28 protein-coding genes and 1 tRNA gene are annotated in these 25,506 nt (G+C 69.0%); 5 read left to right on the top strand and 24 right to left on the bottom strand.

Features of this window, described 5'->3' with window-relative positions; translation table 11 throughout:
• Positions 1-5 precede the first annotated feature (5 nt).
• Genes B043_RS0106185 through glpX form a run of 5 tightly spaced genes read right to left on the bottom strand, consistent with a single transcriptional unit; the run spans position 6 to position 4,771 of the window.
• Positions 6-971 carry a phosphoribulokinase gene (locus tag B043_RS0106185; RefSeq protein ID WP_016329931.1) on the bottom strand — a complete coding sequence of 322 codons (966 nt, stop codon included), beginning with the start codon at positions 969-971 and terminating at the stop codon, positions 6-8.
• Positions 961-1,839, bottom strand: a complete 879-nt coding sequence (locus tag B043_RS0106180; protein ID WP_016329932.1) for an AAA family ATPase — start codon at positions 1,837-1,839, stop codon at positions 961-963. Before B043_RS0106180 ends, B043_RS0106185 begins: the two co-directional genes overlap by 11 nt.
• Positions 1,840-1,891: 52 nt before the next feature.
• Positions 1,892-2,323, bottom strand: coding sequence for a ribulose bisphosphate carboxylase small subunit (locus B043_RS0106175; RefSeq protein WP_016329933.1), 432 nt, complete (start codon positions 2,321-2,323; stop codon positions 1,892-1,894).
• A 12-nt stretch (positions 2,324-2,335) separates the two neighbouring features.
• Entirely contained in the window at positions 2,336-3,781 is a 1,446-nt protein-coding gene (locus tag B043_RS0106170; protein ID WP_018461324.1) for a form I ribulose bisphosphate carboxylase large subunit, read from the bottom strand.
• A 15-nt stretch (positions 3,782-3,796) separates the two neighbouring features.
• Entirely contained in the window at positions 3,797-4,771 is a 975-nt protein-coding gene (gene glpX, locus B043_RS0106165; RefSeq protein ID WP_018461323.1) for a class II fructose-bisphosphatase, read from the bottom strand.
• Positions 4,772-4,841: 70 nt separating this feature from the next.
• Between glpX and B043_RS0106160 the strand changes: the two genes are divergently transcribed.
• Positions 4,842-5,747 carry a LysR family transcriptional regulator gene (locus B043_RS0106160; protein WP_016329936.1) on the top strand — a complete coding sequence of 302 codons (906 nt, stop codon included), beginning with the start codon at positions 4,842-4,844 and terminating at the stop codon, positions 5,745-5,747.
• On the opposite strand, the gene B043_RS0106155 is transcribed toward B043_RS0106160, so the two are convergent.
• The 8 genes from B043_RS0106155 to tkt are packed head-to-tail and all read right to left on the bottom strand — an operon-like array spanning position 5,725 to position 11,191.
• The gene (locus tag B043_RS0106155; RefSeq protein WP_018461322.1) at positions 5,725-6,165 is read right to left on the bottom strand and encodes a phosphate-starvation-inducible PsiE family protein; all 441 of its coding nucleotides are present in this window, start codon (positions 6,163-6,165) and stop codon (positions 5,725-5,727) included. The two genes, B043_RS0106160 and B043_RS0106155, sit on opposite strands and share 23 nt — an antisense overlap.
• A gap of 4 nt (positions 6,166-6,169) precedes the next feature.
• Positions 6,170-6,439, bottom strand: coding sequence for a hypothetical protein (locus B043_RS0106150; RefSeq protein WP_016329938.1), 270 nt, complete (start codon positions 6,437-6,439; stop codon positions 6,170-6,172).
• Between the two features lie 11 nt (positions 6,440-6,450).
• Positions 6,451-6,723 carry a hypothetical protein gene (locus B043_RS0106145; RefSeq protein ID WP_016329939.1) on the bottom strand — a complete coding sequence of 91 codons (273 nt, stop codon included), beginning with the start codon at positions 6,721-6,723 and terminating at the stop codon, positions 6,451-6,453.
• The gene (locus tag B043_RS0106140) at positions 6,711-7,016 is read right to left on the bottom strand and encodes a Dabb family protein (RefSeq protein ID WP_016329940.1); all 306 of its coding nucleotides are present in this window, start codon (positions 7,014-7,016) and stop codon (positions 6,711-6,713) included. Before B043_RS0106140 ends, B043_RS0106145 begins: the two co-directional genes overlap by 13 nt.
• On the bottom strand, positions 7,001-7,753 hold the full coding sequence (locus B043_RS0106135; protein ID WP_018461321.1) for an HAD-IA family hydrolase: 753 nt from the start codon (positions 7,751-7,753) through the stop codon (positions 7,001-7,003). The genes B043_RS0106140 and B043_RS0106135 overlap by 16 nt, the downstream gene beginning before the upstream one ends.
• Positions 7,741-8,547 carry a class II fructose-bisphosphate aldolase gene (locus tag B043_RS0106130; protein ID WP_018461320.1) on the bottom strand — a complete coding sequence of 269 codons (807 nt, stop codon included), beginning with the start codon at positions 8,545-8,547 and terminating at the stop codon, positions 7,741-7,743. The genes B043_RS0106135 and B043_RS0106130 overlap by 13 nt, the downstream gene beginning before the upstream one ends.
• Positions 8,547-9,239: a 2-phosphosulfolactate phosphatase gene (locus tag B043_RS0106125; protein WP_018461319.1), complete on the bottom strand. Its 693-nt coding sequence runs from the start codon at positions 9,237-9,239 to the stop codon at positions 8,547-8,549. The genes B043_RS0106130 and B043_RS0106125 overlap by 1 nt, the downstream gene beginning before the upstream one ends.
• Positions 9,236-11,191: a transketolase gene (gene tkt / locus B043_RS0106120; RefSeq protein ID WP_018461318.1), complete on the bottom strand. Its 1,956-nt coding sequence runs from the start codon at positions 11,189-11,191 to the stop codon at positions 9,236-9,238. Before tkt ends, B043_RS0106125 begins: the two co-directional genes overlap by 4 nt.
• Positions 11,192-11,345: 154 nt before the next feature.
• Between tkt and B043_RS0106115 the strand changes: the two genes are divergently transcribed.
• A tRNA-Arg gene (locus tag B043_RS0106115) sits at positions 11,346-11,422 on the top strand.
• A 53-nt stretch (positions 11,423-11,475) separates the two neighbouring features.
• Here B043_RS0106115 and B043_RS0106110 read toward each other — a convergent pair.
• The 4 genes from B043_RS0106110 to nth all read right to left on the bottom strand — a co-directional run bounded on the left by B043_RS0106110 (position 11,476) and on the right by nth (position 16,063).
• Entirely contained in the window at positions 11,476-13,002 is a 1,527-nt protein-coding gene (locus B043_RS0106110) for a DEAD/DEAH box helicase (RefSeq protein WP_026234151.1), read from the bottom strand.
• An 82-nt stretch (positions 13,003-13,084) separates the two neighbouring features.
• The gene (locus B043_RS0106105; RefSeq protein ID WP_018461316.1) at positions 13,085-14,299 is read right to left on the bottom strand and encodes a molybdopterin molybdotransferase MoeA; all 1,215 of its coding nucleotides are present in this window, start codon (positions 14,297-14,299) and stop codon (positions 13,085-13,087) included.
• A 10-nt stretch (positions 14,300-14,309) separates the two neighbouring features.
• A complete protein-coding gene (locus B043_RS0106100) occupies positions 14,310-15,461 on the bottom strand; it encodes an MFS transporter (RefSeq protein WP_338010748.1) in 1,152 nt (383 codons plus the stop codon).
• Entirely contained in the window at positions 15,410-16,063 is a 654-nt protein-coding gene (nth, locus tag B043_RS0106095; RefSeq protein WP_018461315.1) for an endonuclease III, read from the bottom strand. The genes B043_RS0106100 and nth overlap by 52 nt, the downstream gene beginning before the upstream one ends.
• Before the next feature lie 23 nt (positions 16,064-16,086).
• Between nth and B043_RS0106090 the strand changes: the two genes are divergently transcribed.
• Positions 16,087-16,452, top strand: a complete 366-nt coding sequence (locus B043_RS0106090; RefSeq protein WP_016329949.1) for an ASCH domain-containing protein — start codon at positions 16,087-16,089, stop codon at positions 16,450-16,452.
• On the opposite strand, the gene B043_RS12515 is transcribed toward B043_RS0106090, so the two are convergent.
• Positions 16,418-18,154 carry a GNAT family N-acetyltransferase gene (locus tag B043_RS12515; RefSeq protein WP_016329950.1) on the bottom strand — a complete coding sequence of 579 codons (1,737 nt, stop codon included), beginning with the start codon at positions 18,152-18,154 and terminating at the stop codon, positions 16,418-16,420. The two genes, B043_RS0106090 and B043_RS12515, sit on opposite strands and share 35 nt — an antisense overlap.
• Positions 18,154-19,587, bottom strand: a complete 1,434-nt coding sequence (gene proS, locus B043_RS12510; RefSeq protein ID WP_016329951.1) for a proline--tRNA ligase — start codon at positions 19,585-19,587, stop codon at positions 18,154-18,156. Before proS ends, B043_RS12515 begins: the two co-directional genes overlap by 1 nt.
• A gap of 152 nt (positions 19,588-19,739) precedes the next feature.
• Here proS and B043_RS0106075 point away from each other — a divergent pair, with 152 nt between their 5' ends.
• The gene (locus B043_RS0106075) at positions 19,740-21,167 is read left to right on the top strand and encodes a S8 family peptidase (protein ID WP_018461314.1); all 1,428 of its coding nucleotides are present in this window, start codon (positions 19,740-19,742) and stop codon (positions 21,165-21,167) included.
• Positions 21,168-21,221: 54 nt separating this feature from the next.
• Positions 21,222-22,442: a 2,3-bisphosphoglycerate-independent phosphoglycerate mutase gene (locus tag B043_RS0106070; protein WP_018461313.1), complete on the top strand. Its 1,221-nt coding sequence runs from the start codon at positions 21,222-21,224 to the stop codon at positions 22,440-22,442.
• On the opposite strand, the gene B043_RS0106065 is transcribed toward B043_RS0106070, so the two are convergent.
• The 5 genes from B043_RS0106065 to B043_RS0106045 form a co-directional block, all read right to left on the bottom strand.
• Positions 22,439-23,377 (bottom strand): DHH family phosphoesterase, encoded by a 939-nt coding sequence (locus B043_RS0106065; RefSeq protein WP_425425184.1) that lies wholly within the window; start codon positions 23,375-23,377, stop codon positions 22,439-22,441. The genes B043_RS0106070 and B043_RS0106065 overlap by 4 nt on opposite strands.
• A 49-nt stretch (positions 23,378-23,426) precedes the next feature.
• The gene (locus B043_RS12930) at positions 23,427-23,564 is read right to left on the bottom strand and encodes a hypothetical protein (protein WP_018461311.1); all 138 of its coding nucleotides are present in this window, start codon (positions 23,562-23,564) and stop codon (positions 23,427-23,429) included.
• Between the two features lie 80 nt (positions 23,565-23,644).
• Positions 23,645-24,349, bottom strand: a complete 705-nt coding sequence (tmpR, locus tag B043_RS0106055; RefSeq protein WP_018461310.1) for a bifunctional dihydropteridine reductase/dihydrofolate reductase TmpR — start codon at positions 24,347-24,349, stop codon at positions 23,645-23,647.
• Positions 24,346-24,756 (bottom strand): NUDIX domain-containing protein, encoded by a 411-nt coding sequence (locus tag B043_RS0106050; protein ID WP_016329958.1) that lies wholly within the window; start codon positions 24,754-24,756, stop codon positions 24,346-24,348. The genes tmpR and B043_RS0106050 overlap by 4 nt, the downstream gene beginning before the upstream one ends.
• Positions 24,720-25,493: a CDP-alcohol phosphatidyltransferase family protein gene (locus tag B043_RS0106045; protein WP_016329959.1), complete on the bottom strand. Its 774-nt coding sequence runs from the start codon at positions 25,491-25,493 to the stop codon at positions 24,720-24,722. Before B043_RS0106045 ends, B043_RS0106050 begins: the two co-directional genes overlap by 37 nt.
• Positions 25,494-25,506 lie beyond the last annotated feature (13 nt).

Raw genomic sequence — 25,506 nt, 5'->3', positions numbered from 1 at the left:
GCCTCCTAGGCCACCCGCAGGTGCCCCCGCTCGATGGCCAGCTCCCGCATCTTAACCAGGTAGTAGGCGATGATGAGCTGGGTCAGGGCCAGGGGGTAGCTCTGCCCCGCTTTGTCCCAGAAGGTGCCCACCAGGCTGGGGTCAAAGTGCTCCGCGTGGTGGCCTAGGTGCTCCCAGATGATGCGCTCAAAGGTCTGGGCCTGCTCGGGGCGGACGTTGCCGGTGATGTCCAGGATGTCCGCTTCCTTGCGGGCCTCCAGCCGGATCAGGGCCTCGTCCTCGTAGGCGGAGTGGAGGACCTCGGAGAGGTCCAGCCGGGGAAGGGTGTGCTTCAGGGTGATGCGGACGTTCAGGGTGCTGGGGTTTTCCGGATCGTACCCCGGGGGGCGGTAGAAGCGGACGATGATGTCCGCGTGGGCCTTCTGGGGCCAGATGAAGGCCCGGGAGTCGGGCATGCGCCGCTCTATGTCCGCCAGGACCTCCTCGGGGGTGTAGCCCCGCTTGGCCACGTCCCGCTTCACCTTCCACTCCCGGCGGAGCTCCTCCTCGGGGTCCAGGTAGACCGTGAGGTGGTAGCGGCCCCGCATCTCGGGGGAGAAGAGGGTGAGGAGCCCCTCCAGGATCACCACCCGGGGGATGAGCCGCCCCCCCTCCTCCACCGCCCGGGGGGCGGGCACGTAAACCGGGGGGTCAAAGGTGCCGGTGGTGTGGTTGTAGACGGGCTTCAGGATGGGTTCCCCCTCGGAAAGGAGCCGGACGTGCTGCTCCATGATGTCCATGTAGTTGCAGGCCGGGTTCAAGGGGGTGATGCCCAGTTCCTTCCGCTGCTTGCGATCGTACTTGTGGTAGTCGTCCACGCAGATGTTGGTGGTCCGCTCCACGCCGAGAAGCCGGGCCACCCCGCTGGACAGGGTGGTCTTCCCCGCCCCGGAGTCCCCGGCGATGCCGAGCATAAAGGGCCTATGGGGCATGCTCCTCCTCCTTAAAGAGGGAGCTGGCGTAGATGTCGTCCGCGGTGATGGTCACCAGCTCCTCGGGGGTCACGGGGCCCGCCTTCTGGTAGAGGCGGTAGGCCTGGCGGAGCTTGAAGCGATCTATGGCGTTGCGCACGCTCCTGGCGTAGGCGAAGTTGGGGCGTTCCATCCGCCGCTCCAGGTACTCCTTAAAGGCCACCTCGGCCTCGGGAGTGAGGCGGTACCCCTGCTTCTCCAGCATGATCAGGCCAATCTGGTAGAGTTCTTCCAGGTTATAGGGGGGGAACTCAATGTGGTGGGCGATGCGGGAACGCATCCCGGGGTTCAGGGCGAAGAACTCCTCCATGCGGTCCTTGTACCCCGCCAGGATGACCACCAGGTCCTCCCGCTGGTTCTCCATCACCTGGAGGAGGATCTCTATGGTCTCCTGGCCGTAGTCCCGCTCGTTCTCCGCCCGGTAGAGGCTGTAGGCCTCGTCAATGAAGAGCACCCCCCCCATGGCCCGCTTCAAGACCTCCTTGGTCTTGGGGGCGGTGTGGCCGATGTACTGGCCCACCAGGTCGTCCCGGCTGGCCACCACCAGGTGGTCGCGGCGGATGTAGCCCAGGCGGTGGAGGATGGTGGCCATGCGCATGGCCACCGTGGTCTTGCCCGTGCCCGGCGGCCCCACGAAGGCCATGTGCAGGGTGGGGCGGTCGGCCACCAGGTTAAGCTCCCGGCGGAGCTTGTCCACGGAGAGGTAGGCGGCGATCTCCCGGATGCGCCGCTTCACCGGGGCCAGGCCCACCAGCTCCTTGTCCAGGGCCTCGAGGACCGCCTCCACCTCGGGGTTTTTCACCAGGGCCAGGGCCTTTTCCTCTCCCATGCCGCCTCCTTAAAGGTAGGGGGAGGCCCCAAAAGCCTCCCCCAGAGGACCGTTACTCCTCCTGGTAGCGCTGCCCCTCAGGCCTCATGGTGGCGTAGGCCTCGAGGGTGTACTTAAGCCGCCTCCCGTCCGAGTAAAGCTGCCGGTGCAGGCGGAAGCCCGGCTCCTCCACCTTGGGCCGGTGGGCGATGAAGGACACCCGCTGGGCCTGCCACATGGGGGAGGGGTCGTAGCCGTTGATCTTGATGTAGTGGTTGGGGAAGGCCTCCCGGCACTTCTGGAACTCGTAGAAGGCGGGGGCGGCGTCCTCCAGGTCAAACATGGGCAGGCCCCACATGTTCCAGTAGACGTTGTAGGGGTGGGGGTCGTCGGTGTACTCGATGGAGACCGCCCAGCCGTTCTTGATGATGTACTCAATCTGAAGCCGAATTTCCTCGTCCGTCAGGTCGGGCAGGTAAGAGAAGGTTCCTTGGGTGATCCGCATGGCTTCCTCCTTTTAGCTCGGGGTGGGCAGGACATCGGGGGTGTCGGTGGAGGCGAAGTCAAAGGTCACGCTCCCCCAGGTCTCCAGGGCCGCGGCCAGGGCCTTGGAGTGCTGGGCGGCCTTCTTGAGGATCTCGGGGCCCTCGGCCAGGATGTCCCGGCCCTCGTTGCGGGCCTTAACCATGGCCTCCAGGGCCACCCGGTTGGCCGTGGCCCCCGCCTGGATGCCCATGGGGTGGCCGATGGTGCCGCCCCCGAACTGCAAGACCACGTCGTCCCCAAAGAGGGAGAGGAGGAGGTGCATCTGCCCCGCGTGGATGCCCCCCGAGGCCACGGGCATGACCGCGGGCAGGTAGGCCCAGTCCTGGTCAAAGTAAATCCCCTTCACGGGGTCGGCCTTCACGTACTGCTCCCGCAGGATGTCGTAGTAGCCCCGGGTCAGGTTGGGGTCCCCCTCCAGCTTACCCACCACGGTGCCCGCGTGGATGTGGTCCACCCCCAGCATGCGCATCCACTTGGCCAGGACGCGGAAGTTGATGCCGTGGTTCTTCTGGCGGGTGAAGGTGGCGTGGCTGGCCCGGTGGAGGTGGAGGATCATGCCGTTTTTGTGGCACCAGTTGGAGACGGACTGGAGGGCGGTGTAGCCCATGGTGAGGTCCACCATGACGATGATGGAGCCGATCTCCTTGGCGAACTCCAGCCTCTCGTAGACGTCCTCCATGGTGGCCGCGGTGACGTTCATGTAGTGCCCCTTGCGCTCCCCCGTCACCTGCTCGGCCTTCATCACCGCCTCCTGGGCGTAGAGGAAGCGGTCCCGCCAGCGCATGAAGGGCTGGGAGTTGATGTTCTCGTCGTCCTTGGTGAAGTCCAGCCCCCCCGCCAGGGCCTCGTAGACCACCCGGCCGTAGTTCCGCCCGGAAAGGCCCAGCTTGGGCTTCACCGTGGCCCCCAGGAGGGGCCGGCCGTACTTGTTCAGCATGTCCCGCTCCACGGGGATGCCGTGGGGGGCGCCCTTGAAGGTCTTGAGGTAGGCCACGGGGATGCGGAGGTCTTCAAGCCTCAGGGCCCTCAGGGCCTTGAAGCCGAAGACGTTCCCGATGATGCTGGAGGTCATGTTGGCGATGGAGCCTTCCTCAAAGAGGGCGAGGTCGTAGGCGATCCAGGCGAAGTACTGCTCGGGGTTGCCGGGCACGGGCTCCACCCGGAAGGCCTTGGCCCGGTAGCGATCCAGGTAGGTAAGCCGGTCCGTCCAGACCACGGTCCAGGTGGCGGTGGAGGACTCCCCGGCCACCGCCGCCGCCGCCTCCTCGGGCTCAATCCCGGGCTGGGGGGTGATGCGGAAAAGGGCGATGGTGTCGGTGTCCTTGGGCTCGTAGTCGGGGTCAAAGTACCCCATCTGCTTGTACTCCAAAACGCCCGCCTTGCTGTACTTGCCTTTGCCTGCGTACTGGGTGGACATCTTCCTAACCTCCTTTCAGTAGGCCACGGGGCTGATGCCCCGAAGCTTCTCAAGCCGGTGCCGGGCCTCCACCTTGCGCAGGGTGCGGGTGGCCCCGCGGATGACCAGGCTCTCCGTCCAGGCCTCCTGCGCCCCGTAGCGCACGCCCCTCAGGAAGGGCCCATCGGTGATGCCGGTGGCGGCGAAGTGGGTGTCCTCCGCCCGGCAGAGCTCCTCCAGGGTGTACACCTTTTCCAGGTCAAACCCCGCGTGGATCAGGTTCCAGCGCTCCTCCTCGCTCTGGGGGTCCAGGCGCATCTGCATCCCGCCCCCCAGGGCCCGCACGGCCACCGCGGCGATGACCCCCTCCGGGGTCCCCCCGGTGCCCATGAGGACGTCCACCCCCGTTCCCGGAAGCACCGCGGCCAGGGCCCCGGCCACGTCCCCGTCCGTCTGGAGGGTGATGCGGGCCCCCGCGTAGCGGATCTCCTCTATGAGCCGGGCGTGCCGGGGCTTGTCCAGGACGAAGACCGTAAGCTCCCGCACCGAGCGCTTCAGGGCCCGGGCGATCTCCTTGAGGTTGTCCGCCGCCGAGGCCTTCAGGTCGATGGCCTCCCGGGCCTCCGGGCCCACCACCAGCTTGGCAGCGTAGAACCCCGGCCCCGGGTTGAAGAGGGTGCCCTCGGGGGCCGCGGCCAGGACGCTGATGGCCCCGGGGCGCCCCAGGGCGAGAAGCCGGGTGCCCTCCACGGGGTCCACCGCCAGGTCCCAGAAGGGGCCCTCCCCCTGGCCCAGCTCCTCGCCGTTATAGAGCATGGGGGCCCGGTCCTTCTCCCCCTCGCCGATGACCACCCGGGCCCGGAAGTCCAGGCTGGAAAGGATGAGGCGCATGGCCTCCACCGCGGCCCGGTCCCCCTCCTCCTTGTTCCCCAGGCCCACCCAGCGGGCGGAGGCTAAGGCGGCGGCCTCCGTGGCCCGCATGAGGTCCAGACCCAGGTTGCGCGTAGGCATAGCCATGCGCTTACCTTAGGTGGGGGGTTTTATTATTGCAATCATATGTTTTGGGCTATACCATAAGCCCATGCTCATATCTAAAAACGCTAAACTGCCCAACCCCGCGGCATTACGGGTCTTCGTCACGGTGGTGGAGGAAGGAGGGGTGGGCCGGGCGGCCTTGGCCTTGGGCATCACCCAGCCCGCGGTGAGCCAGTACCTGAGGACCCTGGAGGAGCAGGTGGGCCACCCCCTCTTTGAGCGGCAGGGGCGGCACCTGGTCCTCTCCCGGGTGGGGGAGGCCCTCCTCCCCGAGGCCCGGCGGGTGGTCCAGGCCCTGGAGGGGTTCCAGCGGGTCTCCCAGGCCATGGGCCGCCTGGAGCTGGGGGAGGTGACCTTTGGGGCCTCCACCACCATGGCCACCTACGTGGTGCCCACCTTCCTCAAGCGCTTCCACCAAGAGCACCCGGGGATCCGGGTGCACCTGGAAAGCGGAAGCTCCGAGCGCCTGGCGGAGCGGCTCCGGATGGGGGAGCTGGAGTTCGCCATCCTCGAGGGCGTGGAGGGCTGGGAGGGGTACGACCGGCGGCTTTTCTACGAGGACGAGCTGGTCCTCATCGTCCCCCCCGAGCACCCCTGGGCGAACCGGAGCACCGTGCCCCCCACCTGGCTGGCCCAGGAGAGCCTGGTGGTGCGCAAGCCGGGCTCCATGACCTGGCGGGTCCTGGAGCGGGCTTTTGAGCAGGCGGGTCTGGAGCTCAAGCCCACCTTCTACACGGACAACAACGAGGTGACCAAGCGCCTGGTCATGGCCGGGGCAGGGGTGGGCATCGTGAGCCGGGTGGTGATCCAGCCCAACCTCAAGGTGGGCAACCTCCGGGCCCTGAGGCTGGAGGAGCCCGTGGGGGAGCTCCGGCGCATTTTCTGGCTGGTCTACCCCAGGAACGTGGCCAACCCCGCGGCCCAGGCCCTCATCGCCCTTCTAGGCTCTTGACCAGGCGGATGGCCAGGGCGAAGGCCACCACCAGAAGGGCCAGGAGGCCGAGCTCCGCCAGGACGGCCATAAACGCGGGGTCGCTGAGGTCAAACTTCTCCACCGCCTCCGCGGTGAGCACCAGGACCCGGCGCACCGCGGCGATGATGCCGATGATGAGGAAGGGGGTGGCCTCGAGGCTCCCCTCCCGGGCGAAGCGCACCAGGGTGTAGAGGATCTCCGCCAGCATCAGGGCCAGGAGGACCCGGTCCAGAAGGGTGAGGGCCACCTCGTGGTACCGCCCCGCCAGGAGGTTCTCCACCCCCTCCAGCAGGGTGGTGAGGAGGAGGATGGCCGCCCCGGCGGCGATGAGGAAGCCCGCGAAGAGGTAGATGACCGTCTCCGTGGCCTGGAGGATGCGGTAGGCGTCCCGCCTCACAGGGTTAGTCTACATCGTTGAGGAAATCGGGCTCTCCCACCTCTTCCAGGAACTTCTTCATCTCGTAAGGGGAGCGGATGGCCCCCACCTCCCCCAGGGGGCCCTCCATCCAGTGGGGGGTGGCCGCAGGGGGCGGGGTCTGGGCCCAGTAGAAGTAGTACAAGGCCCAGTAGCCGTGCTCGTCCTTAAGGACCACCGCGTCCCCATAGCCGTCCTCCAGCACCCTCACCGCCCGCTTCCTGGCCTCCTCGTAGGGCATCTCCGCGTACTCCATCCTTCCCCCTCCTACTTGGACTCGTTGATGAAGAGCATATACCCGTTGGCCTCCAACCACTTCGCCTGGTCGTAGGGCTCCCGGAAGCCCTCTGGGCTGGGCCTTGGGCCCTCCACCCAGTCGGGGGTTTCCTCGGGGTCGGGGGCCTTCCGCCCGTAGAGGCCAAAGAAGTAGTAGAGGGCGTAGTAACCCCCCTCCCCCAGGAGGACCAGGCCCTCCCCTACCCCGTCCACCAGCACCTTCAGGGCCTGGGGCTCGGCCTCCCGATAGGTCAGGGTGCGCATGGCCCCTCCAGGACCAGGTAGTCGGTGGTGATGCGGTCCTTGGCCATGGGCCGGAAGACCCGGTTGGCGAAGTCCACGTGCAGGGGGTGGTCCCGGTAGACCTCCACCACCTCCGGCCCCGCAAAGACCACGGAAAGCCAGTACCGGTACCGGGCCCCCGGGCTCAGGGCCTCCCCGTAGCGCAGGCCCAAGACCCCAGGAATCTGGGTGAGGACCGCCTTGGCCTCGGCCACCATGCGCCGCACCTCCTCCGGGCTCGCCTCCGCGTTGAAGACGATCAGGTGCTCCACCATCCCCTCACCTCCTCCAGGTAGTCCAGGTCCACCACTCCCCTTTCCCCCGCCCGGGGGCCCTGGAGGAACCGGGCCGGGTGCCCCGGCTCCCCCAGGTGCTCCGCCACCCCTTGGGCCTCGGAAAAGTCCTGGTCCGCGGTGTAGAGCCCCGGGGTGATGAGCACCGGGAAGCCCGCCCCCCGGGCGGAGAGGAGGCCGTTCCGGGAGTCCTCCACCGCCACCCCCTCCCCCTCCCCTAGGCCCAGCTCCCTTCGGGCCAGGTGGTAGATGGCGGGGTCGGGCTTCTTGCGGGGCACGATGTCCCCCGCCAGGACCAGGTGAAAGACCCCCTTTAGCCCGCTGGTCTCCAAAAAGGCCCGGGCGTTCTCCGGGCTGGTGGTGGTGACCAGGGCCAAGAGGAGCCCCGCCTCCCGGGCCTCCCCCAGAAGCCTTCGCACCCCCGGGCGCAAAGGGGCCCCCTCCTCCCGAAGAAGGGCCTCGTAGAGGGCGTTTTTCCGCTGGTGCAGGCGGGTTAGGGCCTCCTCGGAAAGCCGGGGGGCATCCGGGAAGGAGCGGAGGAAGTGGGCGATGCGCTCCTTGCCCCCCGTCACCTCCAGAAGGGCCTTGTAGAGGGGCCGGTCCCAGGAGAAGGGGAGGCCCGCCTCCCGGAAGGCGCGGTTGAAGGCCTCCCGGTGGAGCTCCTCCGTCTCCGCCAGGGTGCCGTCCAGGTCCAAGAGCAGGGCCTTTACCCCCACCATAGGCGCATCCGGGCCATGGCGAGCCCCTTCAGGGCCTCCTTCATCCCCGCCATGAGGTCCAAGTAGCCTTCCCCCGAAACCTCCCTCAGGGCCCGGGCCGCCTCCAGGGCCAGGTCGGCGTAGAGGTTGATCTTGCGGATGCCCCTCTGCACCAGGGCCCGGTACTCCTCGGGGCTAAGCCCCGAAGCCCCGTGGAGCACCAGGGGCACGGGGAGGGCGGAAAGGCGCTCCAGAAGGGGGAGGTTGAGCCGGGTGGGCCCCTTGTAGAGGCCGTGCCGGGTGCCGATGCTCACCGCCAGGGCGTCCACCCCTGTTTCCGCCAGGTAGCGCTCGGCCTCGAGGGGGTCGGTGTAGAGGGGGGCCTCCCGGTCCTCCCCGGGGCCGTAGTGGCCCGGCACCACCCCCACCTCCCCCTCCACCCCCGCGCCGAAGGCCCGGGCCACCTCCACCGCCAGGCGGGTGAGGCGGATGTTCTCCTCCAAGGGGAGGTGGCTTCCGTCCAGCATCACCCCCGTAAACCCCAGGCGCAGGGCCTCCACCACCTCCTCTAGGGTTTCCCCGTGGTCCAGGTGGAGGGCCACGGGCACCCGGGCCGCCTCCGCCAGGTGGCGGAGGCCGGGGGCCAGGGCGGGGAGGGGCGGCCCCCCCAGGTGGGGGGCCACGCTGAGGATCACGGGCAGGCCCAGGGTTTCCGCCCCCTCCAAGACCGCCTCCGCCCACTCCAGGCCCACCACGTCAAAGGCCCCCACCGCCCGGCCCTTCTCGGGGAGGACCTCTTTTAGGCTCAAGAGCATCAGCCCCTCCCGAAAACCATCCCCCCGTCCCGGAAGCCCTGGAAGACGGGCACCACCCCGTGGCGGTCCACCTGGGCGCACAGGGCCACGTCCGCCCCCAGGCCCACCCGCTCCAGGGCCTGGGCGGCCTCGGAAACCCAAAGGACCTCCAAAGGCGGGCTCTGGGCCAGGAAGAGGGCCAGATGGGCCATCTCCCCTTCGGGCCGGAACCCCAGGGCCAACAGCCTAGCCCCGATGACCCCCACGGCGTAGAGGTCGTCCAAGGCCACCTGGCCCTCCTTGCCCGCGGCCACCAGGGCCACCTCCTCCCCCAGCTCCGAGGCCTTTTGGGCCACGCTGGAGGCGTTCTGCAACGATCCCAAGAGGATGGCCCGGGCCCCCTTGACCGCGTGGGCCGCCCGGGTGCCGTTGGTGGTGGCCATGACCACCGTCCGGCCCCGGACCCCCTCCGCCTCCTTGGGGGAGTTCCCCAGGTCAAACCCCTCGGGCCTAAGCCCCCCCACCTCCCCCGCCAGGACCTCCCCCGGGCGCCTGAGGGCCCGGGCGGCCTCGAGGGAGGGGGCCAGGACCAGAGCCTCGGCCCCCGCCTCCAGGTAGACCCCCGCGGTGGTGGTGGCCCGGATCACGTCCACCACGATGGCCACCTCCCGGTAGGCCCCAGGGCGGGGTAGGGGGTCCACCCAGAACCTCATAGGAGCTCTTCCAAGGCCTCCGCCACCCGCTCCGGGGTGAAGCCCAGGCGCTCGTAGACCTCGGGGTAGGGGGCGCTGGCCCCGAAGCGGTCCAGGCCCACTGCCCTATGGGCGTACCGCTCCCAGCCCAAGCTGGCCCCCGCCTCCACCGCCACCGTGGGAAGCCCTTTGGGGAGAACCTGCTCCCGGTACTCCGCAGGCTGGGCCTCAAAGAGCTCCCAAGAAGGCAGGCTCACCACCCGCACCCGCCGCCCCTTTCCGTTCAGGAGGGCCTTGGCCCTGAGGGCCAGGTGGACCTCGCTCCCCGTGGCCACCAGGATGCCCTCGGGCTCCTCGTCCTCCTCCAGGACGTACCCGCCCTTTAGGAGCCCTTTCGCCTTCTCCGGGGAAAGGAGGGGCACCGCCTGGCGGGTGAGGATGAGGGCGGTGGGGCCTTCCTTCCGCCTCAAGGCCACCTGCCAGGCGTAGAAGGTCTCGTGGGCGTCCGCGGGACGGATCACCCAAAGGTCCGGCATGGCCCTCAGGGCCATGAGGTGCTCCACGGGCTGGTGGGTGGGGCCGTCCTCCCCAAGGGCGATGGAGTCGTGGGTGAAGACAAAGACCGTGGGGGTCCCCATGAGGGCGGCAAGGCGGAGGGCGGGGCGCATGTAGTCGGAGAAGACCAGGAAGGTCCCCCCGTAGGCCCTATACCCCCCGTGGAGGTTGAGCCCGTTCAGGATGGCCCCCATGGCGTGCTCCCGCACCCCGAAGTGGAGGTAGCGGCCGGAAGGGTTCTCCCGGGAAAAGTCCGCCATCCCCTTGGCCTGGGTGTTGTTGGAGGGGGTGAGGTCGGCGCTACCCCCAAGGAGCTCGGGCATCCTGGGGGCGATCTCGTCCAGGGTGCGGCCGCTTGCCGCCCGGGTGGCCACGGGCTTGTCAAAGGCGGGAGGGGTTTCGGGCAAGGGGGGTAGCTCCCCCTTGAGGCGGCGGAGGAGCTCCTCGTAGAGGTCAGGGTAGGCCTTGGCGTAGGCCTCGAGGCGCCTTTCCCATTCCTCCTTCAGGGCCCGGCCCCTCGGGCGCATGTCCATGTGGCGGTAGACCTCCTCCGGCACCACGAAAGGCGGGTAGGGCCAGCCCAGGGCCTTGCGGGTGGCCTCCACCGCCTCCGGCCCCAAGGGCTCCCCATGGGCCTTGTGGGAGTCCTGCTTGGGGGAGCCGTAGCCGATGTGGCTCCGCACGGCGATGAGGGTGGGCCGCTCGTCCAGCTGGGCGAGCCGTAGGGCGTGCTGGAGGGCGGAGAGGTCGTTGGCGTCCTCCACCCTCAGGGTCTGCCAGCCGTAGGCCCGGTAGCGGGCGAGGACGTCCTCCGTGAAGGCCAGGTCCGTGGGGCCGTCAATGGAGATGCGGTTGTCGTCCCAGAAGACGATGAGCTTGGAAAGCCCCCAGGTGCCCGCCAAAGAGCTCGCCTCCCCGGAAACCCCCTCCATCAGGTCCCCGTCCGAGGCCAGGACGTAGGTCCAGTGGTCCACCACCGTGTGCCCCGGGCGGTTGAACTCCAGGGCGAGCTTCTTCTCCGCCAAGGCCAGGCCCACCGCGGTGGAGATCCCCTGGCCCAAGGGCCCCGTGGTCACCTCCACCCCTGGGGTGTGGCCCCGCTCGGGGTGGCCGGGGGTCTTGGAGCCCCATTGGCGGAAGCGCTGGAGCTCCTCCAGGGGAAGGTCGTAGCCCGTGAGGTGGAGGACGGCATAAAGGAGCATGGAGCCGTGCCCTGCGGAGAGGACGAACCGGTCCCGGTCCGGCCACAAGGGGTCTTCGGGGTGGTGGCGCAGGACCTCCCGGAAGAGGAGGTAGGCCAGGGGGGCCATGGCCATGGGCATGCCGGGGTGGCCGCTTCTCGCCTTCTCCACGGCGTCTATGGCCAAAAAGCGGATGGCGTTCACCGAAAGGGCGGCTAGGTCTTTGGTCTCGGTCATCTTCCCTCCAGGCTAAGGGCGCGTGAGGCCGGGCACAAGCCAAGCCCTCCGGGGCATCCATAAAAGCTCCCTTATACAAAGGGCCCTTAGCCCCGGAAAAAACTATACGCCTTGCCTTCGCCCTTCCCGGGTGCTAGAATCGCCAAAGGTGTGGGCGCCCGTAGCTCAGCAGGATAGAGCGGGGGCTTCCTAAGCCCTAGGCCGGGGGTTCGAATCCCTCCGGGCGCACCAAGCCCCACCTCCCCCTAAGGGGGAGGTGGGCTCCTTTTGTATGGCTTGGCGCTCTAGCGCCTTTTCGGGCCAGGGGCCGCCAAAACCCCCTCCACCCGCTTGGCCTGCTCCAGGCGAAGGCCCTGGAGCTGGCTGAGCTTGGGAAGATCCTGGGGGCGGAGGTCTACGTAGAAGCCGTCCTCCGCCTCGAGGATCTTCCCCACCTCGAGGCCCCGCTCCTTGAGGAGGGCCACCAGGCGGGGCAGGGTGAGCCGGGCCCCGGTGGCCTTAAAGGTGCGCCAGCCCTCCTCCCCCGTGAGGAGGCTCTTCTCCTTGGGGGCCCCGCCCAGGAGGAGGGCCATGAGGGCCGCCACCACCTCCACCCGCCCCTCGGCGAAAAGGCGCTGGGCGAAGTCCAGGTAGAGCTTGTAGTCCCGCTCCGGCACCCCGGCCAGGCGGGCCAGGAGGTGTTGCCATTTGGCCTCCAAGACCTCCTCCGGCGTGGGGGGGTTCACCCGGCGGAAGGTGCGGCCCACGGCCTTTTCCAGGGCCATGAGCTCCCGCTTCTCCCTAGGGCCATAGAAGGCCACCACCTCGCCCCCCCGCCCGGCCCGGCCCGTGCGTCCGGAGCGGTGCTGGTAGGCCTCGGGGCTTTGGGGCAGGCGGTAGTGGACCACCAGGTCCACCTCGGGGATGTCCAGGCCCCGGGCGGCCACGTCCGTGGCCACGAGAACGCGCACCTCCCCCTCCCGGAAGGCCTTCAGGACCCGCTCCCGGTCCGACTGGGAAAGGTCCCCGTGGATGGCCCGGGCGGGGTGGCCCGCCTGGAGGAGGCCCGCGGCCACCTCCTCCGTTTCCCGCTTGGTGGAGGTGAAGACGATGGCCCGCTTGGGGGCCTTCACAAAGAGGAGGTCGGAAAGGAGGCCCAGGCGGTCGGTGGGGGCCAGGATGGCCTCCTCCTGGTAGGTCACCCCCTCCTCCCTCACCACGTTGATGAGCACGGGGGCGCGCATGTAGCGCTCGGAAAGCTTCCGGGCCCAGGAGGGCAGGGTGGCGGAGAAGAGGAGGGTCTGGCGCTCCTTGGGGGTGGCGGAAAGAAGCCTTTCCACCTCCTCCTCAAACCCCATGGAGAGCATCTCGTCCGCCTCGTCCAAGACGGCGATCTCCACCCGGGAGAGGTCCAAGACCCCCTGCTCCAAATAGTCCAGGGCCCGCCCGGGGGTGGCCACCACCACGTCGGCCCCCCGGGCCAGGGCCTCCTTTTGCTTGCCGTAGCCGGTGCCCCCGTAGACGGCCACCACCTTGAGGTGGGGGGCCACGGAGGCCACCTCCTCCGCCACCTGCAGGGCCAGCTCCCGGGTGGGGGTGAGGACCAGGGCCCTGGGGGGGCGGCCCCGCTCGGAAGAGGGGGCCAGGCGCTCGGCGATGGGCAGGGCGAAGGCCAGGGTCTTGCCCGTGCCCGTGCGGGCCTGGCCGATGAGGTCCCGCCCGTCCAGGGCGATGGGCAACGCGGCGGCCTGAATGGGGGTGGGGGCAAAGATGCCCTTGGCCTTTAGGGCCTCCAGGATCTCCGGCTTCAAGGGAAAGTTGGCAAACTCCATCCTCTTCGGTTCCTTTCCGGGCCTCACCCGCACGCCCAAGGAGGAAGAGGGGGATGCCCGTAAACCTTCTTAGGTTAGTGATTCAAGGAACAAAAGTCAAGGGGATGACGGTGGCCTCCTCCCCGGCCTCGAGGTCCCGGTCCGGGGGGAGGACCACCAGGACGTTGCCAAAGGCCATGGAGCGCAGGACCCCGCTGGACTGGTTCCCGGTGGTGCGCACCACCGGCCCCTCCTCAAAGGAGAGCACCCCCCGGCGGAAGACCTTCTTCCCCTTGGCCCCCTTGAAGGGGGTAAGGGCCCGGGCCTTAAGGGTCCCGTAAGGGGCCTCGGTGCGCTTCAAGAGGCGGAAGAGGAAGGGGCGGCCGTAGAGGAAAAAGGTCACCAGGCTGGAGACGGGGTTTCCGGGGAGGCCCAAAACCGGCACCCCCCTAAGCCGGGCCAGGAGAAGGGGCCCCCCCGGCTGCTGGCGCACCTTCCAGAAGACCACCTCCCCCTCCTCCTCCAAGACCCGGCGCACCACATCGTAGGCCCCCATGGACACCCCCCCGGAGGTGAGGAGGAGGTCCAGGGGCAGGGCGGCTTCCAGGGCGGCAAGGAGCCGCTTGGGGTCGTCGGGGACCTTCCCCAGGAGGACGGGCTCCCCCCCGGCCTCCCGCACCAGGCCGAGGAGCCCGTAGGCGTTGGAGTTGTACACCCCCCCAAAGGGCAGGGGCTCCCCCGGCTCCACCACCTCGTCCCCCGTGGAGAGGATGCCCACCCGGGGCCTCCGGAACACCGGAAGGCGGGGGTGGCCCATGGCCGCGGCCAGGGCCAGGCGGCCCGGGGTGAGGAGGTCCCCCCGGCGGAGGTAGACCTCCCCCTTCTTCAGGTCGTCCCCCCTGGGCCGGATGTCCTTGGGGCTCGCGGGGGCATAGAGGAGGACCCACTCCCCTTCCCTTTTCGTGTCCTCCACCCGCACCACCGCGTCCGCCCCCGTGGGGATGGGGGCCCCGGTGTAGACCGCCACCGCCTCCCCCCTTTTCACCTCCCCCAGGAAGGGCTTCCCCGCGGGGGCCTCCCCCACCACCCTAAGGCGCACGGGGTTTTCCGGGGAGGCCGAGAGGGTGTCCTCCTCCCGGCAGGCGTAGCCGTCTATGGCGGTGTCGTCCTGGTCGGGGTGGTCCACCAAAGAGACCAGGTCTTCCGCCAGGACGCGGCCAAAGGCCTCGGGTAGGGGAAGGACCTCCTTTTCGGGCTCAAAGCGGGCCTCCTCCAAGACCAGTTCCAGGGCCTCTTCCACGCTAAGGTTCGTCCGCATAGGCCCCAGTTTAGCGCCGGAAGGCCCAGGGCCAGAGGGCGATGCCCAGGGCGTAGAGGGTGAGGGTGGTGGCGAAGAGGTAGTGGAAGGCCGTGAGGCCCAAGGCTTCCTGGACCATCCCGGAAAGGGCGCTTCCCAAAGCGAAGAGAAGGCTCCAAAGGGCCCCTTCCATGAGGAAAAAGCCGGGGCGCTCCTCCTCCCTAAGCCGCTCCGTCACCAGCGCGGCGTAGACCGGCCCCGCGGCGTTCATCAGGGCCCCCCGCACCAAAAGGGCCAGGGTCACCAGGGAAAGCCACGGGGCCCAGGCCAGGGCGGCCAGGAAGGGGAGGGAGAGGGCCTGGACCAGGACCACCGCCCCCACCCCTCCCACCCGGCGCACCAGAAGGGGCTGGAGGAGCATGGCGAGGCCCGTGGCCAAGGAGGAGAGGGCGAAGACGAACCCCGTGGCCCCGTAGGTGAGGCCGAACTTCTCCTTTAGGTACAGGTTCAAAAAGGGGATGACAAGCCCCGCCCCAAAGGCGATGACCGCGTTGGGGAGGAAGAGCCTAAGCCAAAGCCCAAACCGCCCCCCAAACCGGGGGATGCCCCCCTGCCCCTCCGCCACCCCACGGACGAAGGGGAGGGCCAGGAGGAAAAAGGGCAGGGCGAAGGGGAGGACGGAGCGGGCCCCCAGGAGGTCGGAGAGGAAGCCGGCGAGGAGGGTGGAGAGGAAGCCGGTGGCGGTGGTGAGGGCCGCCTGGAGGCTAAAGACCCGGACCCTCTCCCCCTCGGGCACCACCCGGGCGAGGAGGGCGGGCAAAGCCCCCTGGAGCGCCGCCCCCGCCAGGCCGTAGAGGGCCACGCCCAGGAGGGGGAGGAGGCCCAGGGTGAGGAGCCCCCCGCCGAGAAGGGCGAGAGCCAAGGCCAGGTAGAAGCTCCTCAGGTACCCCAGCTTGGGGATGAGCCAGGCCAAGGGTAGGGCGAAGACCACCCCCACCCCCACCAGGAGGGCCTGGGCCAGGCCGATGGCCTCGCGGGAGAAGCCCAGGGCCTCGAGGTGGAAGTTCAGGAAGAAGTAGACCAGGTTGGCCCCCAAGGACCAGAGGAAGCTGGCGAGGAGGAGCCTCGGTATCACGCCCCCTCCCGGCTGGGGCAGTGGGGGGCGAGCGGGCAGGCGGCGCACTTGGGCTTCCTTGCGGTGCAGACGTAGCGGCCGTGGAGGACCAGGGCGTGGTGGACGAAGACCCAGTCCTCCTTGGGGAAGAGGGCCTCGAGGTCGGCCCCGATCTTTTCCGGGCGCTTGGCCTGGGAAAGGCATAGCCTCCGGGCGAGGCGGGCCACGTGGGTGTCCACCGCAATCCCCGGCACCCCCAAGACCCCCAGCACCACGGTGGCCGTCTTCCACCCCACCCCGGGGAGGCGCATCAGGGCCTTCTTGTCCCGGGGGACCTCCCCCCCGTGCTCCTCCACCAGCCTCCTCGCCAGGGCCACGAGATTTCTCGCCTTGGTGCGGTAAAGCCCGATGCGCTTTATGTAGGGCTCCACCTCCTCCGCCCTCGCCTCCGCCAGGGCCTCTGGGGTGGGGAAGCGGGCGAAGAGGGCCGGGGTGGCCTGGTTCACGCTTTTGTCCGTGGCCTGGGCGGAAAGGACCGTGGCCACGAGGAGCTGGAAGGGGTTTTCGTGGTGGAGCTCCGTGCGGGCCTTGGGGTAGGCCCCTCTCAGGGCCTTCAGGATGGCCTGGGCCCGTGCCTTCTTCTCCTCTAGGCCTTCCCTAGGGCAACCCACGCCCCCAACTCTACAATGAAAAGGTGGAACGGCCCAAACTGGGGCTCATCGTAAAGGAGCCCTACGCCAGCCTCATCGTGGACGGGAAGAAGACCTGGGAGCTCCGCAAGCGGAGGGCCCGCCACCGGGGGCCCTTGGGCATCGTAAGCCGGGGCTGGCTCATCGGCCAGGCGGACCTGGTGGGGGTGGAGGGGCCCTTTACCGTGGAGGAGCTTTTGGCCCACGGGGAAAAGCACCGCGCGGAGGAGGCCTTCCTCCGGGCCTACGCCGGGGAGGAGCCCCTCTTCGCCTGGGTCTTGGAAAACGCCTTCCGCTACGAGCGCCCCCTCTACGTGCCGAAAAGACCCGGGCGGGTCATGTTCGTGGACCTCTCCGAGGTACGGCCATAACCCCCCCGTAGCCCACGTAGACCAGGAGGTCCGGGTCCAGGGCCTGCACCACCTCAGGCCGGTGGGTGGCGGCCACCAGGGTGATCCCCGCCGCCCGCAGGAGCTTGGAAAGGCCCAGGGCCACCCGGCGGGCGGTGGGCACGTCCAGGTGCGCGGCGAGCTCGTCGATAAGGAGGAGGTCGGGCCGCTTGGCGAGGAGAAGGGCCAGGCGGAAGCGCTCCCTTTGCCCAGTGGAAAGCTCCTTGGGCCGGGCCCGGTAGAGCACGGCGTCGGAAAGGCCCACCCGGTTCAGGACCTCTATGGCCGCCCCCACGTCCCCCATCTCCCCGTACACCCGCTCCAGGATGGGGAGGTCCCCAAGAGGCTCCTCCACCTCCCCCGGGATGTGGGCGGCGAGGCGGCCCGGGGGGAGGATGACCTTTCCCTCCTCGGGGGGTTCCCCCAGGAGGAGGCGGAGCAGGGTGGTCTTCCCCGCCCCGCTGGCCCCCGAGAGGACCACCAGGGCCCCGGGGGGGATGGTGAGGTCCACCCCCTTCAGGACCAGCCGCTCCAGCCTTCGGGCCCTGACCCCAAAGGCGAGGAGGGCCTCCTCCACCTCCTTGGAAAGGGCCTTCAGGTCCAAAAGGCTCCGGTAGCCCTTGCGCACCCCTTCCAGGCGGATGGGCGCTTTAAGCCCCTCCACCCGGCCGTAGCGGGGGCGGAAAAGCCGCCCCCCGTGGGCCCGGGCGTAGGGGTCTTCCTGGAGGAAGCGCTCCAGGTGGGCCTGGGCCTCCTCCGTGAGGGGGTAGGCCAGGACGGGCCGGCCCGAGGCGGTGTCAAAGAGGTAGCGGAAGCCCACCCGTTCAAAGAAGGGGTGGTAGCGGGCCATCTGGGCGATGGTGTAGACCAGGTGCTTGGCCCGCCGCCCCTCGGGGGCCCCCCGCTCCCGGGCCCAGGCCAAGGCCATCTCCACGAGAAGGGCCCCAAACCCCTCCGAGCGGTAGTCGGGGTGGACCACCACCCGGGCGATGCGGGCCGCGGCGGTCTCCACCCGGGCGAGCCTTTCCTCCCAATCCGCCCCCCCCTCGTAGGTGGGGTGGAACCAGTCCGGAGGGAAGATCCGCTCCCGGATGTTCCGCTCCACCCCTTCCGGGGTCTTCCGGTGCATGCGGGGGATGGGGGGGTCCAGGCGGAGGTAGCCGAGGATTCTGGGCTCAAAGGGGAGGCGCTCCCGGAGCTCCAGCACCAGGAAGCGGCTCGCCGGGGTGGAGCCCCGGATCTCCTTGAGGCGGGCCTCGCCCCCGCAGTCGCACAGGGGCTTGCTGTTGGCGAGAAGGGTCCTGTGGCAGCGGGGGCAGGCCCAAAGGGCCACCACCTCCTTCTCCGAGGCGTAGTGGTACTGCTCCAGCTCGGCGATGGCCTCGAAGTCCCCCTCGTAGACCGCCTCCCGCACCCTCAGGCGGTAGCGGTAGGCCTCGCCTCCCAGGGGGCCTTCCCGCACATGCTCTAAAGTCTTCTCAAAAGGGGGCCAGATGGGAAAGGCGCCGGAGAGGGCGTACTCGTCAAAGCCCAGAATGGGCTTTTTCTCCTCCGTTTCCAGGCGCACCCGGTCCCCGGGCCTAAGCCACTTGGCCGCGTCCCCGCTCATGCGGAGGAGGAGGCCCCCCTCCAGGAGGACCTCCCCGTACCAGCGCCAGTAGATCCTGTGCCCCAGGACCCGCATCAGTAGGCCTTGGCGAAGACCACCCGCTTCCCGTAGGCCGCGGGCCTTCCGCAGCGCACGCAAAGGCCCTCTTCCTCCTCCCCCTCAAAGGGCACGCAGCGGGTGGTGGCGGTGGTCTCCTCCTGGATGAGCCGCTCGCAGGCCTTGTCCCCGCAGTGGAAGGCCAGGGCGAAGCCCTCCTGCACCGCCTCCTTAAAGGCCTCGTAATCGTCCACCTTGCGGGTGTGGGCCTCCCGGAAGGCCAGGGCACGTTGGTAGAGGGCCTCGTGGAACGCGGTAAGCTTTTCGGGAAGGAGGGCGGGGAAGGCGGCGAGGGGCACCCTCTCCTTCCCCCCCAGGCGGCTCGCCAAAACGGCCTCCCCGGCCTCGAGGTCCTTGGGGCCGAGCTCAATCCGGTAGGGCACCCCTTTGAGCTCCCACTCGTGGAACTTGTAGCCCGGGGTGTACTGGTCCCGGTCGTCCACCTGCACCCGGACCCCCGCCTGGAGGAGGGCCTGCCTAAGCCCATAGGCGGCCTCCAGCACCCTTTCCCGGGTCTCGTCCTTGTAGATGGGCACGATCACCGCCTGGATGGGGGCGAGCCTCGGGGGGAGGATGAGGCCTTGGTCGTCCCCGTGGGTCATGATGATGGCCCCGATGAAGCGCCAGGAGAGGCCCCAGCTGGTGGTGTGCACGTACTTCACCTGGAGGTCCTTGTCCTGGAACTTGATGTCAAAGGCCCGGGCGAAGTTCTCCCCCAGGTAGTGACTGGTGCCCGCCTGGAGGGCCTTGCCGTCTTTCATCATGGCCTCGATGGTGGTGGTGTAGACCGCCCCGGCGAACTTCTCCTTCTCCGTCTTTAAGCCCTCCAGGACGGGGATGGCGGCGTACTCCCGGGCGAGCCTGGCGTAGACCCCGAGCATCCGGCGCACCTCCTCCTCCGCCTCCTCCTTGGTGGCGTGGGCGGTGTGCCCCTCCTGCCAAAGGAACTCGCTGGTGCGGAGGAAAGGCCTGGTGCGGAGCTCCCAGCGCACCACGTTCCCCCACTGGTTCAGGAGCTGGGGCAGGTCGCGCCAGCTCCGGATCCACTTGGACCACATGTAGCCGATGACCGTCTCCGAGGTGGGCCGGACCGCAAGGGGCTCCTCCAGCTCCTCCCCCCCGGCGTGGGTGACCACGGCGAGCTCGGGGGAGAAGCCCTCCACGTGCTCCGCCTCCTTCTTCAGGAAGCTCATGGGGATGAAGAGGGGGAAGTAGGCGTTCTGGTGGCCCGTCTCCTTGAACATGCGGTCCAGCTCCCGCTGGATGTTCTCCCAGATGGCGTACCCGTAGGGCCGGACCACGATGGTGCCCCGCACGGGGCCGTAATCGGCGAGCTCGGCCTTTTGGATGACCTCGAGGTACCACTCGCTGAAGTCTTGGCTTTGGGGGGTGAGGCCCTTCTCCTTCGCCATACCCGCCCATCATACCCGGTGTAAGATAGACCTGCCCCTTTAGGAGGTGGCTCATGAAGATTCGTTGGGCGTTTATTGGCATTCTCGGTCTACTGGGCATGGGGCTTTGGGCCTGCACCCAGCCGGCCGGAGAGGGCCCTGGGCTTGCCCCTATGAGCGCCAAGCCCCAAGAGGCCCGGCGCTACCTGGTGGTCTTCCGCGCGGAAACCCTCCCCGCGGGGGCCCGGGCCTGGGCGGAAGGCCAGGGGGCGCGGGTGCTTAAGGCCCTGGAGCCCATCGGCACCCTGGTGGTCCAGGCCAGCCCCCAGGCGGCCCAGCGCCTGGCCCGGGACCCTCGGGTCCTCAGCGTGGGGGTAGAGCACCGCTACGCCCTCCCCAAGCGGGAGATGGTCCTGGAAACCGAGGAAACCTACGGGGCCCCCACCCCAGCGGACACCCTCTACCGCTGGCAGTGGGACATCCGCCGGATCAAGGCCCCCGAGGTCTGGGCCCGGATTCCCCTGGAAGCCCAGGCCCAGGCCACGGTGGCCATCCTGGACACCGGGATCATGGACAACCACCCGGACCTCCAAGGCCAGATCGTGGACTTCGTGGCCACCAACTACTGCCAGGAGGTGGGCGGGCCCAGCGCCACCCCCAGCTACCCCAAGTACAGCCTCTGGATAGACTTTGACCGGCCCATAGACCCTGAGAACCCCTGCACCCCCGCCCCCTCGGTGATGTACGAGGCCCACGGCACCCACGTGGCGGGCACGGTGGCCGCCCGCTTTGGGGGGGGCCGGGTGGTGGGGGTGGCCCCGGGCCTGCGCCTGGCGGCCTACAAGGTCTTTGACCGGATTCACTACACCGTGGGGAACGAAGAGGTGGACGACGTGGGCGCCTTTGACGGGCCCATCTTTGAGGCCATCCTGGACGCGGCCCGGAAGGGGTACGCGGTCATCAACATGAGCCTGGGGGGCACCCTGGACACCCGCAACCGGGAGGACGTGGCCGCCCTGGTGGCCTGGGACCGGGTGATGAAGTACGCCAACCAGATGGGCACCGTCATCGTGGCCTCCGCGGGGAACGCCGGGGAGAACGCCAACGGCGTTCTCGTCCACATCCCCTCGGACCTCCCCACGGTGATCTCCGTCTCCGCCACCGGCACCGCCACCCCCTTGTGGCAGTACCCTTACCCCACCCCCGAAACCCTGAACGCCGAGCCCGGCCAGGACGTGCTGGCCTTCTACTCCAACTACGGCGCGGCGGTGGACCTGGCCGCCCCTGGAGGGGACTGCGGCCTGGACGAGAACGGGGTCACCTGGTGCGCGAGGCCCAGCAATGAGCGCCCTGCGGGCTGGCACTACCACCTCATCCTCTCCACCGTCATCGTGAACGAGACCACCCCGGCCTATGCCTGGTACGCGGGCACCTCCATGGCAAGCCCCCATGTGGCCGCGGTGGCGGGGCTGGTGAAGGCCCTCCACCCCACGTGGACCCCGGGGGAGGTGCGGGCCCACCTGAAGGCCACCGCGGAGAACCTAGGCCAGCGCCAGCTCTTCGGCCACGGGCTAGTGGACGCGGACCGCGCGGCCCGATAAGCCCTTAAGCCCCCTCGCCCCGCCGCTTGTGAGCGGCGGGGTTAAAATCTCGCCATGGACCTCTTCCCCATCTTCCAAGAACTGATGCAGGCCTCGGAGAGCAAGATCCTCCTGGTGGTCCTGGACGGGGTGGGGGGGCTGCCCCTGGAGCCCGGAGGCCCCACGGAGCTCGAGGCCGCCAGAACCCCCAACCTAGACCGCCTGGCGGAGGAAAGCGCCTTAGGCCTCCTCACCCCCGTGTACCCCGGCCTGGCCCCCGGATCGGGCCCCGGCCACCTGGCCCTTTTCGGCTACGACCCCTTCCGCTTCCTGGTGGGCCGGGGGGCCCTCAGCGCCCTGGGCCTAGGGGCGGACTTCCGGGAGGGGGACGTGGCCCTAAGGGGGAACTTCGCCACCCTGGCCCCTGACGGCACCGTGCTGGACCGCCGGGCCGGCCGGCCCAGCACGGAGGAGAACCGAAGGGTGGTGGCCCGGCTCCAGGAGGCCATCCCCCGGCTGGAGGACGTGGAGGTCCACTTCTACACGGAAAGCGAGCACCGGTTCCTGGTGGTCCTCCGGGGGGAAGGGCTTTCCGACGCGGTGACGGACACCGATCCCCAGAAGGCGGGCCTCAAACCCCTCCCCGCCCGGGCCCTGGAGGCGGGGGCGGAGCGCACCGCCCGCCTCGTGGGCCTCCTCTCCGAACGGATCCGGGAGGTGTTAAGGGACGAGCCCAAGCTGAACGGGGCCCTCTTCCGGGGGGCTTCCAAGCGCCCAAGCTTCCCCAGCATGGGGGAGGTCTACGGCCTGCGGGCGGCGGCCATCGCCAGCTACCCCATGTACAAGGGCCTGGCCAGCCTGGTGGGCATGGAGGTCCTCCCCGTGGAGGGGGAGGGGGACGCCCACGAGGGGAAGCTCAGGACCCTACGGGAGAACTGGGACCGCTACGACTTCTTCTACCTCCACTTCAAGAAGACGGACGCCAAGGGGGAGGACGGGGACTTCTGGGGGAAGGTGGGGGAGATAGAGCGCTTTGACGCCCTTCTGCCCGAGCTCCTCGCCCTAGGGCCCACGGTCTTGGCCCTCACCGGGGACCACTCCACCCCCGCGGCCCTCAAGGCCCACTCCTGGCACCCCGTGCCCCTCCTCCTCAAGGCCCCCTATCTGAGGAGGGACGAGGCCAGGCGCTTCACGGAAGGGGAGGCCCTGAAGGGAAGCCTCGGGCACCTTAGGGGGGTGGAGCTCATGCCCCTCCTCCTGGCCCACGCGGGGCGGCTCGCCAAGTACGGGGCCTAAAGGTACCCCGCCCGCCTCAGCTCCTCCGCCACCGCCTCCAGCACCCGCTCGTAGGCCTCCTCCAGGCCCAGGCCCTCGAGGGTGGCCCCCGCCGCGGGCACGTGCCCCCCGCCCCCCAGCTTCAGGGCGATGTTCTGGGCGGAAACCCCGCCCCGGGAGCGGATGGAAACCTTGATCCCCTCCCCTTTGCGCCTCAGGTAGACGGCCACCAGGCTCCCCTCCACGTAGCGGATGACCCCCACGAAGCCGTCGGAGTCCTCCTCGGGGATGTCCACGTCCTCCGGGAGGTGGGCGGTGACCAAAAGGCCCCCAAAGTGCAGGCGCAGGGTGGAAAGCACCGCCCCAAGCCCCTGGTAGTACACGGGCGGGCGGTACTGGAGGCGGTCGGTGATCTCGGAAAGCCTCACCCCGTAGGAGAGGAGCTCCGCCGCCACCCTTAGGACCTCCGGGGTGGTGTTGGCGAAGCGGAAGTTGCCGGTGTCGGTGACGATGCCGGTGAGCACGGGGGTGGCCAGCTCCTCCGTCCAGGGCACGCCCAGGAGGTCAATGAGCTCCTTCACCATCTGGGCCGTGGCGGCCTTGGTGGGCTCCACCACGGCCAGCTGGCCGAAGCGGGGGTTGGTGCCGTGGTGGTCAATGTTGATCACGAACCCCTCCACCGGCGCCCCCACCACCCGGCTGGGGTCGGCGGCGTCCAGGGCCACCAGGGTGGCCCCGGGGGGGAGCTTATCCACGGGGTCCGCGTACTCCTCCTCCTTGGCCAGGAAGCGGAGGAAGCGGGGGGGCTCCGCCACCCAGTAGGCCTCCTTGCCCAAGGCCTTTAGGGCCCGGTAAAGCCCCAGGGAGCTTCCGATGGCATCCCCGTCGGGGTCCACATGGGTGGCGATGTAGATGGGGCCCTCGAGGGCCTTCAGAACCTCGGCCACCAGGCGCATCTTCTCCCAGTACTGGGGGTCGGCAAGCGTGTCCACGTAGGCTAGGCTATCACGGGAAGGGGTTTTTCACCCGCAGGCCCCCGTAGTCCTGGGGGTTAAGGTCCTCGCTCCAAACCACCCGTGCCCCCAGGGCCCGCGCCCGGCGCACCAGGTCCTCGGTAAGCCTTGGGGCGAGGTTCCGGCCCATGGCCCTACTCCATGATGCGCTCTAAAGGGCCGGTCCTCCCAAGCCCCTTCCCCACCGTAGCGCAATACGGCGGGGTGGCCTCAAAGGTTCCACCCCCCCGCCACCTCCAGGACCTGCCCCGTGAGGTAGGGCTCGTTCACCAGGAAGACCACGGTGCGGGCGATCTCCTCAAGAAAGGCGAGCCGCCCCATGGGGATCTCGTGCAGGGGCTTGGAGATGGAGTTCTCCGCCACCCCCGGGGCCACCACGTTGGCGGTGATCCCACTCATGGCGAAGCGCTTGGCGATGGCCTTGGTGTAGAGGACCACCCCCGTCTTGGCGATGACGTAGGGGGTGATGTGAGGCCGGGCCAGGAGGTTCGTGGCCCCCGCGTAGCCCAGGTTCACGATGCGGCCGAACCCTTGGGCCACCATGAGGGGCAGCACCTTTTGGGTGAGGAGGAAGGTGGCGGTGAGGTTGGTGTCCAGGATCCAGCGCCACTCCTCCAGGGTCACCTCCTCAATGGGCTTGTAGAGGTAGTCCCCCACGTTGTTCACCAGGACCCCTACCCCCCCCAGGTGGTAGCGCACCTCCTCCACCAAAAGGGCCACCTCCTCCTCCCGGGTGAGGTCGGCCCGCACCTTGATGGCCTTCACCCCCAGGGCCTCCGCCTCGGCCCGCGTGGCCTCGGCCAGGGCCTCGGAGGTGCGGTAGTGGACGCAGACATGGTAGCCCTCCCGGGCCAGGGCCAGGAGGATGGCCCGGCCGATGCCCTTGGCGCTGCCCGTGACCAGGGCCACCCTCATGCGCCCTCCAGGTAGGCCTCAAGGAGGGTCCGGGTGAAACGGTTGAGGGGGTAGGAAAGGCCCTTTTCCGGCTCCACCCAGGCCCACTCCAGGATCTCCCCATTCGGCCGCACCTCCCCTTCCCCTCGGGCGAAGTAGTTGATGAGGAGCATGTGGGTGGGCCTATAGAACTCCTCGCTAAAACGGGCCTCCTGGAGGAGGGCGAAGCGGATTTCCGAAAGCGTTAGGCCCACCTCCTCCCGGATCTCCCGCCGAAGGGCCTCCTCCAGGGCCTCCCCCCACTCCACCTTCCCCCCGGGGACGCCCCAAAGCCCCCGCCACTTGGCCGTCCTCACCAGGAGGACCCGCCCCTCCCTTTCCACCAAAGCCCCTACCGTGGGGATGGGATGCTCCGGACGATCCGCCATAGGTACCAGGCCCCAAGATACAGGGCCTGGAGGAGGGCGAAGGTAAGGTAGGCCCTAGGTTGCCCCAAGGCCAGGAAAAGCCCCAGGAAGAAGAGCTGGGTGGAAAGCCCCAGGTTCACCACCCCCGCCAGGGCGGCCTCGTCCCAAAAGCGCAAGGGGTCTAGGCCCAAGCGCCCCTGGAGGAAGCGCTCCAGGGCCCGGATGGCCCGGTCCTGGGGGGCGAAGAGGAGGGCGTAGAGGCCCTGGAGGAGGGTGAGAAGGGGGGTCTTTTGCTCTTCAGGAGAGTCCCTGAAGGCCTCTCCCCGGGCCTCCCGGTAGAGCCTTTCCAGGTTGAAGTCAAAGGACTGGGCCAAGGTGAAGGCCAAAAAGGCCAGGAGGGCCAGGCCCACCTCCCCCGTCCTCGCCCCCAGGGCGAGGAAAAGGGCCAGGTTGCCCAGGAAGTCCATTTCCGTGTCCAGATACCGGCCGAGCTCGGAAACCTCCCCCCTGAGCCGGGCCAGCTGGCCGTCGGCGTTGTCCAACACGGTCTTGAGCTGGAGGAGAAGGGCGGCCATGAGGTCCTCCCCCCTAAGGATGAGCCCCGCCGCGAGGAGGACCAGGGCGGTGTGGAAGAGGACGAGATGGGGGGGTTTGACCGGGGTGGGGAGGAGGAGGCGGACCAGGAGGTGGGCCAAGGGGCGGTAGAGGAGGACGTTTAAGAACTCCTGCACCGGCCTGGCCTTGGCCCCGGGCACCATGGTCAATACCCCA

This window comes from Thermus oshimai DSM 12092, from assembly GCF_000373145.1.
Lineage (GTDB): Bacteria > Deinococcota > Deinococci > Deinococcales > Thermaceae > Thermus > Thermus oshimai.
This window is presented reverse-complemented; position numbering and strand designations above follow the sequence as displayed.